The organism is uncultured Shewanella sp. (assembly GCF_947501225.1).
Lineage (GTDB): Bacteria > Pseudomonadota > Gammaproteobacteria > Enterobacterales > Shewanellaceae > Shewanella.
In genome coordinates this window covers 487,320-500,017 of the sequence record NZ_CANMUW010000001.1, presented here as the reverse complement: position 1 = coordinate 500,017, position 12,698 = coordinate 487,320, and the positions used below count along the sequence as shown (strand labels likewise).

Here is a 12,698-nt window from a genome sequence, read left to right as displayed (position 1 = left end):
ATCTATCAAACAGAGGGCGCGGCGCAGCATGACTTCTATTGCTTAGCGATCGACCCTCTGTACCAGCACAGATATAGGCTCACTCGACCCGATATCTATGTTGTAGGCTTGAGTGTTGATAAACATCAACTCGCCATTGAGGGTTATTCTGGCACCTATGGCATAGGTGTGCCCCGATTCAAACTGATCTCTGTGTATCAAAAACTGAAAAGGAGCCGGCGTCGTGACGCCGCTGCGCTCAATCTGCGCCAGCACTACCGCCGGTGCATCCATCAGTGAGACATCCTTAAGCTCTACCGTCAACACCGCTTCCGCAGGCAGGGTAATTCGCTCCTTGAACCAGATCTCCCCCAGAATATCGACACCGGCATTGGGTGTTGCACAACCCACTAATGCAATAAAAGCCACGACTATCGGCAACGCCGACTTAAACCATCTGTTCATATTCCTGCTCCTAATCATACATCAAGACTTCTAGATGTCCATATGTCCACACTGAAAAATGTTCACAGTCTAATAAGCTCTCCTGGGTGGCCCAACTATCGATAAACAATGAAGCTGACCACTGCAGTTCATCTTGCACAAGGAGGTCAGACGGAGAAAACCGCTATGCGATGACCCGGCTTTGACTCCCACAGCGTTAATAGTAATCGGTATAAACTATAGCGCTTGTCCTGCGCCGTATATCTCCCTATCATAAGCTACCAATTTCAAGCCGAATAGCCTAATGACACAAGCAACCGCCATAATTGTGGGTGCGAGCTCACTCCTGAGTCGTGAAGTCGTAAAACAACTTTCCGACCAAGGTGTCGAACTAGCTCTACTTGCCCAAGATCCTGATTCACTTAGAGAGTTTGCAGACAGCCTGCCCGGTAAGGTTCACCTGTTTCCCCTACAGATTGTCAATCCTGAATCTATCATCACAAGCATGGAGCAGGTATGGGAAACCTTAGGTGGTGCCCACCTCGTCTTAGTTAATACCGGCCTGAATAGCTATGATCCCCAGCTTCCATGGAGGCCTGAGCAAGATATCATCACAGTCAATGTGCAGGGATTTGCCGCCATCTGCAATACGGCTTTTCGCTTATTCAGAGAGCAAGGTTATGGTCAGCTAGCAGCGGTAAACTCGATTGCAGGTCTGCGTGGCGGCCCCAGTGTGGCTTATCATGCGTCAAAAGCCTTTGCGACCAACTATCTGGAAGGATTAAGCATGCATGCTCAGCGATTGAAGCTGCCAATCACAATCACAGATATTCAACTGGGCCTGCTCGATAAGGCCGCGATGCAGCAAAGTCGTTTATGGCTGTCACCACCCGATGAGGTCGCAAGACAGATAATTAAGGCGATGCAGGGGGCCAAACGAAGAGTCTATGTGACCAAACGCTGGCGTCTGGTGGCCTGGCTGACTAAGTTACTGCCGGAGTTTGTCTATAACACCCGTCACTGGCGAACCAAGGCGGAACGTCTCGCGGCCAAGGCTGAAGGGAAGAGATAGGGCCGAGTTGCGAGTTGCTAGGTTCGAAAAAGTAAACAAAAAAGGAGCCCGAGGCTCCTTTTTACTATCTAGTATCCAGCAATAGATGAATACTACTTAGAAAGTATAACCCACACTCACCATGTAAACCCATGGGTCGATATCTGTTTCTACCTTCACTGCATCACCGGCCAGTTTAAACTCAACATCTGTGGTGATCTGCGCATACCAGACAGAGGCATTCACCAACCAGTTTTTGTTGATCTGGTAATCCAGACCCACCTGCGCAGCAAGGCCCCAGGAGTTACCCAGACTCAGATCTGTCAAGGCACCATCGAGATCGTTGGTAAACTCGTTGTCGAAGAAGTTGGTGAAGTTCACACCGGCACCGATATATGGACGAACTTTAGAATCAGCCGAGCCAAAGTAGTACTGAGCAACTAAGGTTGGTGGCAGATGTTTAGTTTCGGCAATCTTTCCAAGCTCACCCAATGAGATATCATGGCTGAACGGCGTAGCCGCCAGAAGCTCGATACCGATATTATCGGTCAGCATGTAACCGAAGTTCAAACCAAGCTGAGTATTATCATCGACGCCGAACTCAGCGATATCCGCCACGACAGGACTGGACTCATTAGGTGCAACGACGGCAACACCGGCACGAACGATAATATCGCCCGCCTGGTGAGCAGAAACGGAAGAAGCGAAACCGGCAGATAGTAGGGCGGCCGCGATTACTCCAGACACAATAGTTTTGTTCATCATACTACTCCATTAATACAACACGAAAGTTCTTTATTATTATCAAGTTCCTTACATTCGCGTGCATCCTGCCAGACGAACACCTGAACTTTATTGATCTGGATCAATTAGATCAAAAGCTACCCACTTATAGATAGAACCACTTGATCGAAATCACAAAAAACAAAAGGAGTATGACGGATACAGCTTTATTTTTGAGGTGAATATCAAAAAACAGCGAAATCAAAAATAGCTAAAACTTCAAACTAAACAACCGGGAACGCAACATTGCCGCAACAAGCAAATAGCCGATACTAAAACATAGAGAGGGGCTTCAGCCGATAGGCATTGATGAACAAAAGCTTCACATCGAGAGCTGTAATCCGGGGTACCTCTCAAGCCAGCGCTTACTTGCTACCCTACGCTCAAACAGTGAGCGGTCCCGTTTAGGGTTATGAGTCAATCTCAGTTCAAAGAGTGATTCGAGTCCGAAGGCCGAACTGAAAACTAAAATGCCGCCATGCAAGGTTACAGAGCCGTCTGTGACCGCTTCATCATCTGCGCTTAACGACACGCCGATAGCCGTCTCTTTCTCGGGCCAGTAACCCATGGCATCCAGCGTGGAGGAGTATGGCTTGTCACCGTTTCTCTGGTGCATTCTGGCTTGATTTTTTACCGACCAGGGGTACTCGGGCGCTAAGGCTTTCAATGAAGCCTCATAGCGCCGCTCACTCTCCGTGGAGAGATCCATAGGGTCGAAATAGATAAGATCAATATCCGCAAATGGGCCGATATCCATTCCATGTAACCTGTCCCAGACCAAATTCCTCACAAACCCGGCCGCCAGACTCCACTGAGGCAACGCCAAAGTGCCAGCCACTTCTAGTGCCCGAATGTGACGGGGAGAGCCATATAACCACTGGCTTAACTTCTGCTCATATTTATTCAATGACACTGCGCCTCCGAAAATGGGACTTACTCTTATATCTGCTAACAAAAAAGGAGCCTAAGCTCCTTTAATACCCATATGACTCCCGATTAAACCTGATCCACTATTTAATCGGCACCGCTTTCATCAGGACCTCGGTGGTGTATTTTCCATTGTTAATCACTGGAAAACGATCATAGGTTTGAAAAATCACTTTTCCCTGATATTTAATCATGGATACAACCCCGTAATTAATGTCGGAACTGATCGTTTCAGCAGGAAGAATAAATTTAAACGGTACCGGTGCTCGCGCGATATCAAAGCTCTTCTGGGCGATGATGACTCCGGGCGTATCCAGATCGATAATAGCGATGGTGACTGAACTGCCCTGGGGTAGAGTGATCCGTTCCAGATAACCCGCGGCGCCATTGACAATAATCGGCTTCTCCTCGGTCACTGTGACACAGGCAGAAAGCATCATCACACAAATTAAAACGAAGGCTCTTTTCATCATTACAAACATCTTCCTAATCACTTTCTTAGACACAAACTCGCGACACATTTTATCGGATCGTACTCTTTATTTACCAGACACATTTACCAGGCGATCAATTAACAAGCATCATTTACAGGCTTAATTCACAAGCCTATTTTGCCTTTGAAAGCCTGATTAACCCCTCCTGTGTCGCTGAGGCCACCAGCTCACCGGCTTGATTGAAGAACTGCCCTTTCACGAACCCCCGGCCGCCTCCGGCATGGGGACTTTCATTGCTATAGAGTAGCCAATCATTCAAGTCTAATGGACGATGAAACCACATTGCATGATCTATGGTTGCCATACGCATGCCGGGCGTTAAAAATGAAACCCCGTGTGGCTGAGCAGCCGTCACCAGGAAGTTAAAATCAGACGCATAGGCCAACAGATATTCATTCACTGCATGGTCACTGGGCACCCTACCGTTTGCTCGGATCCAGATATGACGCTTTGGCTCCCTTGCCCTGGGGTAGAAAGGGTTTTCAGGGTTCACCAAACGCATCTCGATAGGCGCATCGGCCATAAACTTCTCTAACATCCTGGGCGGAACCCTGTCCCCCATGGTCATGGCCAGCTCCTGTTGGTTCAGCAAGCCTTCCGGCCCGGGAACATCGGGCATTTGAGCCTGGTGTTCGAAACCCTCTTCATGCTCCTGGAATGAACAGGTCATATTAAAGATCGGACGCCCCTTCTGGATAGCCTTAACACTTCTGGCACTGAAACTACCGCCATCACGCATGATTTCAACATCATAAATGATCGGAAGCTTCTCATCTCCGGCGCGAAGAAAGTAGGAGTGAAATGAGTGGACATGACGCGAGGGGGGAACCGTTTGCTTAGCGGCGCTCAACGCCTGGCCCATTACCTGGCCACCAAACACGTGACCAAACCCCAGGTCCTGACTCTGCCCACGAAATAAGCCAACTTCAATTTGCTCCAGTGAGAGCAAAGATAATAGATCGTTTAACACCTGACTCATCGCAATTTATCCCCAACTAAAGAGCTCAACAGCTTAACTCAAGTAGCGGTTTTTATGCCAGAGCTTTAGATGGGGAAGCCGAAAACTCACTCGATGACTATGTGTCTTTCCGCAGCACCTCTCCTGGCCCAGGCCAACACCTGATCCTCACCGCTCTTATGAAAATTCACCGGCAGGGCATGATGTATCTGCTCCCAGCTACTCAACAAGGTTTCAGGCTTGCAGGTATCGGCTTCAAAGTAGGTAGGTTTAAATTCGGTAAACTGACCATGGCTTACACTGCCAGCGGCGGTCAACAGATGTTGGCCAGTCGGTGCGCCGGAGCTGCAGAGAAACAACATACTGGCGGTAATTGATGACGTTGAAAAAAGCGGCTTGACCGATGCGGCTAACCGTTCCTCAGTCATACCGGTTAGCGCATGGGGAGTTAAGCTGTTGACCTTGATGTTATGTTCTACGCCTTCGAGATAGAGACTGTTTACCAACCCTATCAGGCCCATTTTGCTGGCACTGAATGAGGTCTCGTGCATATCGCCATACAAGCCACTGGCGGCGCAACTCATCATGATCCGGCCATAGCCCTGACGTTTCATTAATGGCCAGATGGCCTGGGTCATATAGAAGCTGCCACTGAGATCGACATTTAACTGAGTTTGCCACATCTCGACGGTTAGGTTTTCAAATGCACAAGGTGTGTGGACGCCTGCATTATTAACCAAAATATCGATGCGTCCCCAAAGATTTACCACCTCCTGGACGACCTGCTTTATACCGTCAATATCGCTGACATCCAGCCTGAACATCAGGGACTTTGCGCCAAGTTCCTCTACCGCTTTATGACAGCGTTCGAGTCCGGAGTAGTTCATCACAGATAGATTCGGCTCGCTCTCCGCATAGCCCGAATCTATCAACACCACGTTGGCTCCACGCTCTGCCAGTGCTATCGCGTATGCTCGCCCCAGCCCGGTTCCAGCACCGGTAACTACCGCAACTTGATTATCAAAACGCATCGATACTTTTCCTCAATGAATAGCCTCAAATGATTCGATACATGCTCACTGACAGTACAATTATCAATACAACTTGGTTAATAATGAGCCAGAGCATACATAACCTACAAAGGGGTATTTATCTCTCCTCCCATCAATAAATATTCCCTTCAAGCAGCTATAAAACCACATCCACAGGCTATTTTCTTTGAACCAGATAACAGAATTGCATACAGTTTAAGATAGTTAAAAATTGCAATTCAGATAGTCAAAAATTGAATAATTTCTCAAAATAGACACACATCAAAGTGGGTTACTTCATAGAACCTGAGAAACTTGTTATCATATGCCGATTAATATCCAGTAGACTTCACAGAACTGCTGTTCACTCCCTTTATAAAAACGACTAAACAAATGAACCCTTGGATTTTGGCCATCAGGCCTCGCACACTGCCGGCGGCAATTGGTCCGCTCTTGGTGGGAAATACTCTAGCGCTTCAATCAGAGCAGTTCACCTGGCTTATAGCCTGTACCTCGATGCTTTGCGCCATCTTATTGCAGATAGCCGTCAACCTGGCAAACGACTACTTTGACTTTAAGAGTGGCATAGATACAGAGGAGCGAATCGGCCCGCTAAGAGTGACTCAGGGCGGATTACTCCCGCCCCATAAAGTCAGGAATGCAATATTCATCAGTCTGGCGTTAGCGCTTGTGGTTGGTTCCTACCTTATCTACCACGGAGGTTGGCCTATCGCTATCCTCGCAGCAGCATCCATATTGGGTGCACTGGGTTACAGTGGCGGCCCCTACCCCTTAGCTTCCAACGGTTTGGGCGAGGTTGCGGCCTTTATCTTCTTCGGTCTGGTTGCTGTCGTCGGAAGTTACTATCTTCAAGCCGGGGATACCAGCACAGCGGCCTGGATTCTCGGCAGTGCCATCGGCTTTTTGAATGCCGCTATCATGTTGGTCAACAACACCCGGGATATCCAAACGGATATCAAGGCCGGAAAAAATACCCTGGCGGCCCATATCGGTGAGGGACAGGCGCGAGTGCTCTACCAGGCATTTCTCTTTCTGCCTTTCGCGCTGATCATAGGTGGTTTCATACTCGGCTTCCTGCCCGGGCTACCTGTCCTGCTGGCGGGGCTATCTCTGATTCTGGCCCGCAAGCTAAACAGCGAATTTAGCAAGACCTCAGGTGAAGCGCTAAACCCAATTCTCGGCAGTACGGCCAAGCTCACCATGATCTTCAGCGGACTGTTCAGTATCGGGCTGATATTGTTATAGCAGTAGCCACTAAGCCGATGCCTCTTTACCTTTTTATGCGTGATGAAGATTGAACAGGCAGGGTTTTATTCATAGATAAACAAACCAGCCACCATGGAATAGTGACTCCGTGGTGGCTGTTTCACCTTATAGGCACCCACTCTCCGTCCCCCATCGGCTCCGATTTAAAGCAAAAAGCTAAATATTCTGGAACAGGATCTCTATGGTAAAGGTGATGATGGCTTGATTGAGTCGCTCAGTATCGGCCTCTTTGCTCCAGTTATATTCCGGTGTGATCTGGAAAAACAGCCACTCACGGGCAAAGTTTTGCCGATAGCTTAAACCGATATTGGCATTACTGATGTAATGATAGGGCTCATCGACACCATAGATACTGGCACGATAGTTAATCGCCTGTGTATTGCTGATGAACTGATACAGGTTGATACTGGTGCCCAGCTCCCAGATATCGATATCATTTTCGAAGCTGGCAGCCGCGGTCCAGCGCAGCAGAAACTCCTGATTAAAGGCGTGCTCAATATCAAACTCGGTAGACTCACCCGTGACCTTTTTCTCCTGGTACACCTTCTGGGTCAGTCTGGTAGTCGTACTCTCAGAGATAGGGTAGGTATAGCGCCAGCGAGCCTCCAGCTTTGGCTTTAAATTGGCCTTGATATTGAAACTAACCCGCCCCTTCGCATACCAATCGTAGCGCAGACCGATATCCCGTTCACTCTTGTCGTCAGGTCCCTTCAGGAAGGAAAACGGATCATCTTCACCGGTGGAGTCGAAGATAAATTTCAACTTCTTGTTAACCCAGGGAAGGTTTAGTCGCGCATTTAAGTTGGCCCTGTATTTGAAGCCCTCCTTCTCATAATAGGAGAAGTCGTTGTACCAACGTATGATGGTTCCCGCCCTGGCATCATCTTCGACTCGATCATCCTTAAAGAAGCTATCGAACCAGATAGCGGGTTGGCAGAGTTTGGTATTCAGGTAGTCGAACGCTTGGTCAAGTGCAGCGTCTTGCTCTGACTGAGTGAAACAGGGGTCGTCTTCGGGCTCAGTCGGAGGTGTGGGCTCGACCTCTTCGGCTGTGACCGATGCGGCAAACAGACAAGTGAGTAAAACTGCAATCTTCAGATACAACTGAATTCCATTTGTTAAATACTGATTGAATAAATACTAACAGCTCCCACCTATAATCATAGTAAAAACCACACTTTATCCCAGACAATTAAGTCAAGAAGTATCAGCCACAACACGGCTGAGAAATTAAGCTATGCTTTGTTCATGAAATAAAATTGGACCAGAAAACGGATTTGCCACCTTGATAAATATGCCCCATTCAGACAATAGCTATGATCCATGTAAACCCGACTGTTACATGGAGCATCTTGCCGCAGTCAATAAAAAAATGCCTGTGGTGGCCGTAGAGGGGATCTATAACGAGTTTGGCGTACTGCTGGTACCCAAAGATGCCAACATAGAGCGCAGAGTGTTAGACTTTCTTGTTGGTCACAAGATGCAGAAAAACCTCGACTGCACCATAGGTATCAAAGGCTGCCTTACCAATGATGCCTTATTAAGACAGTTCAAGGAATTTCTATCTAAGTATCCTGATCTGACTCAGATACATAGAACCAATAATTTTGACGTTACCCTCAAGCATCTGTGCACTGTTCAACAAGTGCCGAGAATATTACTCCAGACACTCACCATATTAAGAGAGCAGCTGCCAAATATTTTTGAACAAACCCTGTTCAGTAGTTGGCTCGGCAGCATGATTGCAATCGAGATGGAGCTGCCTCCTAATCAGGTACAAAACGTATTTAACACAGGCCTGTTCCATGATCTGGGTCTGCTGCACATAGACCCGAAAATAGTGAATAAGGAGGGAAGCTACAGTGAAGATGAATGGCTCGCCATAAAGCACCACATGATTATCTCTAAAGCGATCGTGGCAGAGGTTACGGCCTGTGATGAAGAGGTGCTCAGAGGAATAATGGAACATCATGAGCGCTGTGATGGAACGGGTTACCCTCATGAATTGCTAAAGAGTAAACTATCTTATTGTGGCCAGATCATCGGCTTAGCCGACATTCTATTCCATATTCGCACTCGCCAACTCTCCCGCTTAGGTAGAAATATGGCCGACATAGTCCCTTACCTTCAGATAAATTCTAATACCTTCATGTTTGAATCGTATCAGGCAATACACAATATCATCTATCGCTCATATCTGAGGGTAACCGACCTGATCAACAGAAAGGATTTCTCAACCCTTCCCCAACGTCTCATAGCGCAGAGGATAAAGCTCAAGAAGTTGTATAAAGATCTACACCTTTTCACCGAAAAGTTAAGCTCCTGTCCCCATGGTAAACACAGTAAATCATTTATTAACTCCAGCAATCATATCTTCAGAACATTTAATCGTTCCGGATTGAGTAGCCCTGAGATAATGCTATGGCTGCAGAAGATGAGCGAAGAGGACTTTGACAGTTCACACCTTGAGCTTCAGGAAGTAGACACGATGCAGTATGAGCTACTTTGGATGATAAAGAGGGCGAGCAGGCTTCTGCCGGAATTAATTTCAGATGAGGTAAGGTTATCGGAAAACGACAGAAGCTTGATAACAAGAATGGCCGACCAGCTCAGGCAAGATCTTAATGATGCCTGGGAGAGCTATGACTAACAGATCCGCTCCACTTAGACCAGCTCTTAACCTCTTTAGCCAAATCAACGCATGCAATCTCAGGCGGCTGCATGCGTATTTGCATGGTTAACAGCAAACAGTGCTACACATGGGCATCGGCATACCCCATACGCGTGAGCGCATTGCGAACCAACTCCAATGTTTGCGGATCTTCTATGGTCGCAGGCATCTTATATTCCTGATTGTCTGCTATTTTTCTCATGGTTCCCCGTAAGATCTTACCCGAGCGGGTCTTGGGTAACTTCTGCACCGCACTGACCAAACGGAATGATGCAACAGGACCGATATGTTCACGAACCAAAGCGATAAGCTCGCGATATAACTCCTCATCACTCAGCGTCACCCCCTTCTTAAGTACAACTAACCCCAGAGGTAACTGCCCCTTAAGTTTATCGTCGACCCCAATCACCGCCACTTCGGCGACAGCCTCATGCTGACACAACACCTCTTCGAAACGGCCGGTTGAGAGTCGATGGCCCGCGACATTGATGATGTCATCGATACGGCTCATGATGTAGAGATAACCATCTTCATCCATATAACCCGCATCGCCGGTCAGGTAGTAACCCGGATACATGGAGAGGTAACTGTCCAGATAACGTTGCTCATTGTTCCATAGCGTCGTCAATGTTCCGGGAGGAAGAGGCAGTTTGATCACCACATTACCCGAAGCCCCCGCCTCGACGACATCTCCCATCTCATCCACGACCTCGACCTGATAACCGGGCACAGGCAGCGCCGGGGAGCCCGCCTTGACCTCAACCGGTGCTGTTCCCATAAGGTTAGCCGCAACCGGCCAGCCGGTTTCAGTCTGCCACCAGTGATCGATCACCGGCTTATTAAGTCTCTTTTCGGCCCAATTGAGGGTATCGGGGTCGCAGCGCTCCCCCGCCAGAAAGAGGGTTTTAAGGCAGCTAAGTTCCACATCCTTAAGAAAATCTCCGTCAGGGTCATCCCGCTTAATGGCCCGTATCGCTGTCGGCGCGGTAAAGAAACTCTTAACACGATACTGCTCGATGATCCGCCAGAATATTCCTGGATCCGGTGTTCCAACCGGCTTACCTTCAAACATAACCGTTGTCGCGCCCACCAACAGGGGACCATAGATGATATAGGAGTGACCAACCACCCACCCGACATCGGAAGCCGCCCAGAAGACATCACCGGCACCGATATCGTAGATATGTTTCATAGACCAGGAGAGTGCCACCGCATGGCCGCCATTATCACGCACGACCCCTTTAGGTTGCCCCGTCGTGCCTGAGGTATATAACACGTAGAGAGGATCTGTCGCCGCTACCGTTTGACAGGCGATATCAGGAGCATCGGCAACCGCACTTTGCCAATCGACATCACGTCCGGTGACGAGCTCTGCCGTGTATTGGCTGCGGTTTAAGATGATACATGTATCCACTGCGTGGTCAGATTGTGCTATCGCATCATCGAGCAGTGGCTTATAGGGCACCACTCCCGAGGGCTCAATACCGCACGAGGCGGATAGTATCAGCTTAGGCTTGGCATCGTCGATTCTGGTCGCCAGCTCACTGGCCGCAAAACCCCCGAAGACCACAGAGTGAATCGCACCGATCCTCGCACAGGCAAGCATGGCGTAAGCAGTTTCAGGTACCATGGGCATGTAGATGATGACGCGATCGCCTTTCTTTACACCGACCGAGTCCATATAACCAGCCAACCTGCTCACCTGAGCCTGCAGCTCATTGTAGGTGATACCATACTCGGACTCAGTCACGGGACTGACATACTGAATGGCTACTTGATCTCCCCGGCCATTTTCCACATGTCTGTCTACGGCGTTGTAGCAAGTATTAAGTTCGGCGCCGGCAAACCATGAGTAGATAGGAGCCTTACTGTCGTCAAGCACCCTATCCCAGCTCCGCTCCCAAGCTAACTCTTTTGCCGCATTGGCCCAGAAGCTATCCGGCTCAGTTAATGAGTTACTATGTATCTGATGGTGTAATTCACAATTGCGTGTCTTCATTTTGCTCTCCCACAATAACAGTGATGTCAGCCTAATAACCTTCCCTAAAGGCGTTCCACTGCCAGCTTTCCCTTCCTTTGATACTTCCTCTATGAGTCGATACTAATAGAAGTTGATTCTCCCATTATGCAAGCCATATCAGCGATGCCCATTAGACCTTGGGATTAGGGGACGCGCTCCCCATTGAATTTAAACAAAAACTTAATTTGGCTGACTGAATCGGCCACTCTTGGAGATAAACCCGGCCACAGGTTCTGTCGATTGGAGGAAAAGCAGGGGATTAACCGGCAAAACAGTCCGGCAGGCAAAGCAGCTAAACCAAAGTCTAACCTGAGTAGAAGCAGACTAGGGAGAACAGAATCGATGCAAAACAAAAAGCTTATAAATCAGAACCATAAAAAATTATCACATACCCATCTCCCTTGAATATTGAATGGGGCTGGCCCCCAGAGGGGCATAAATTCCCGCCGCCAGCTTTACCTTTACGTAAACTTCATATATCGTTCCATTTAAAGTTAAATTTTATGGTGTTATTCATGAGCGAGAATCATAGTCCACAAACCACATACTCTATTAGCGACCTCTCTAAAGAGTTTGATATTACGACTCGTAGTATTCGCTTCTATGAAGATCAGGGCCTGCTGAAACCTAAACGTCGGGGTCAAACGCGTATCTATGGTTTGAAAGACAGAGTCCGTCTTAAATTGATCCTGCGGGGCAAACGTCTGGGCTTCTCTTTGGCCGAAACCCGTCGCCTGTTTGAACTCTATGATGCTGATAAAAACAGCAGCTCACAGCTTCATACCATGCTTGAGCTTGTAGAGGATAAGAAGTCTTCACTGCAGCAGCAGATGGATGACATCAAGGTCGTCTTAATGGAGCTGAACTCGGCCGAGCAGCAATGCCGCGCCGCGCTTGAGAAGCAGCAAGCTAAAACCTAGCGCACCAATATTATTCGTTGCGAAAGCGACACCATACAAGCAGATACAGTAAGAGCGACTATTCTAAAAATAAAATCTAACTCATTACGATAAAAATAATAAAAGCGTAATTACATTAAAAAATTGATAGGAC

At 48.1% G+C, this 12,698-nt stretch carries 12 protein-coding genes; 4 read left to right on the top strand and 8 right to left on the bottom strand.

Annotated elements, in window-relative coordinates; all coding sequences use genetic code 11:
- Positions 1 to 42: 42 nt before the first annotated feature.
- Positions 43 to 444: a YbaY family lipoprotein gene (locus tag Q1B47_RS02060; protein ID WP_299787853.1), complete on the bottom strand. Its 402-nt coding sequence runs from the start codon at positions 442 to 444 to the stop codon at positions 43 to 45.
- Between the two features lie 283 nt (positions 445 to 727).
- On the opposite strand from Q1B47_RS02060, the gene Q1B47_RS02055 reads away from it, so the two are divergent.
- Positions 728 to 1,495: an SDR family NAD(P)-dependent oxidoreductase gene (locus Q1B47_RS02055; RefSeq protein ID WP_299787850.1), complete on the top strand. Its 768-nt coding sequence runs from the start codon at positions 728 to 730 to the stop codon at positions 1,493 to 1,495.
- Positions 1,496 to 1,591: 96 nt separating this feature from the next.
- Here Q1B47_RS02055 and ompW read toward each other — a convergent pair whose 3' ends face one another.
- The 5 genes from ompW to Q1B47_RS02030 all read right to left on the bottom strand — a co-directional run bounded on the left by ompW (position 1,592) and on the right by Q1B47_RS02030 (position 5,667).
- Positions 1,592 to 2,239 carry an outer membrane protein OmpW gene (gene ompW / locus Q1B47_RS02050; protein ID WP_299787847.1) on the bottom strand — a complete coding sequence of 216 codons (648 nt, stop codon included), beginning with the start codon at positions 2,237 to 2,239 and terminating at the stop codon, positions 1,592 to 1,594.
- 340 nt (positions 2,240 to 2,579) lie between these two features.
- Positions 2,580 to 3,170, bottom strand: coding sequence for a nucleotidyltransferase family protein (locus Q1B47_RS02045; protein WP_299787844.1), 591 nt, complete (start codon positions 3,168 to 3,170; stop codon positions 2,580 to 2,582).
- A 97-nt stretch (positions 3,171 to 3,267) separates the two neighbouring features.
- The gene (locus Q1B47_RS02040; RefSeq protein ID WP_299787841.1) at positions 3,268 to 3,666 is read right to left on the bottom strand and encodes a YbaY family lipoprotein; all 399 of its coding nucleotides are present in this window, start codon (positions 3,664 to 3,666) and stop codon (positions 3,268 to 3,270) included.
- Positions 3,667 to 3,790: 124 nt separating this feature from the next.
- On the bottom strand, positions 3,791 to 4,657 hold the full coding sequence (gene tesB, locus Q1B47_RS02035) for an acyl-CoA thioesterase II (RefSeq protein ID WP_299787838.1): 867 nt from the start codon (positions 4,655 to 4,657) through the stop codon (positions 3,791 to 3,793).
- Between the two features lie 86 nt (positions 4,658 to 4,743).
- Positions 4,744 to 5,667, bottom strand: coding sequence for an SDR family NAD(P)-dependent oxidoreductase (locus Q1B47_RS02030; protein WP_299787835.1), 924 nt, complete (start codon positions 5,665 to 5,667; stop codon positions 4,744 to 4,746).
- 393 nt (positions 5,668 to 6,060) lie between these two features.
- Here Q1B47_RS02030 and Q1B47_RS02025 point away from each other — a divergent pair, with 393 nt between their 5' ends.
- On the top strand, positions 6,061 to 6,933 hold the full coding sequence (locus Q1B47_RS02025; RefSeq protein WP_299787832.1) for a 1,4-dihydroxy-2-naphthoate polyprenyltransferase: 873 nt from the start codon (positions 6,061 to 6,063) through the stop codon (positions 6,931 to 6,933).
- A gap of 177 nt (positions 6,934 to 7,110) precedes the next feature.
- Here the strand turns inward: Q1B47_RS02025 and Q1B47_RS02020 are convergent, their stop codons facing one another.
- Complete coding sequence (locus tag Q1B47_RS02020; RefSeq protein WP_299787829.1) at positions 7,111 to 8,058, bottom strand: hypothetical protein; 948 nt, start codon at positions 8,056 to 8,058, stop codon at positions 7,111 to 7,113.
- A 190-nt stretch (positions 8,059 to 8,248) separates the two neighbouring features.
- On the opposite strand from Q1B47_RS02020, the gene Q1B47_RS02015 reads away from it, so the two are divergent.
- A complete protein-coding gene (locus Q1B47_RS02015; protein WP_299788781.1) occupies positions 8,249 to 9,604 on the top strand; it encodes an HD domain-containing phosphohydrolase in 1,356 nt (451 codons plus the stop codon).
- Between the two features lie 103 nt (positions 9,605 to 9,707).
- On the opposite strand, the gene Q1B47_RS02010 is transcribed toward Q1B47_RS02015, so the two are convergent.
- Positions 9,708 to 11,624, bottom strand: coding sequence for a propionyl-CoA synthetase (locus Q1B47_RS02010; RefSeq protein ID WP_299787826.1), 1,917 nt, complete (start codon positions 11,622 to 11,624; stop codon positions 9,708 to 9,710).
- A gap of 536 nt (positions 11,625 to 12,160) precedes the next feature.
- Between Q1B47_RS02010 and Q1B47_RS02005 the strand changes: the two genes are divergently transcribed.
- On the top strand, positions 12,161 to 12,565 hold the full coding sequence (locus Q1B47_RS02005) for a MerR family DNA-binding transcriptional regulator (protein WP_299787823.1): 405 nt from the start codon (positions 12,161 to 12,163) through the stop codon (positions 12,563 to 12,565).
- The last annotated feature ends 133 nt before the right edge of the window (positions 12,566 to 12,698 follow it).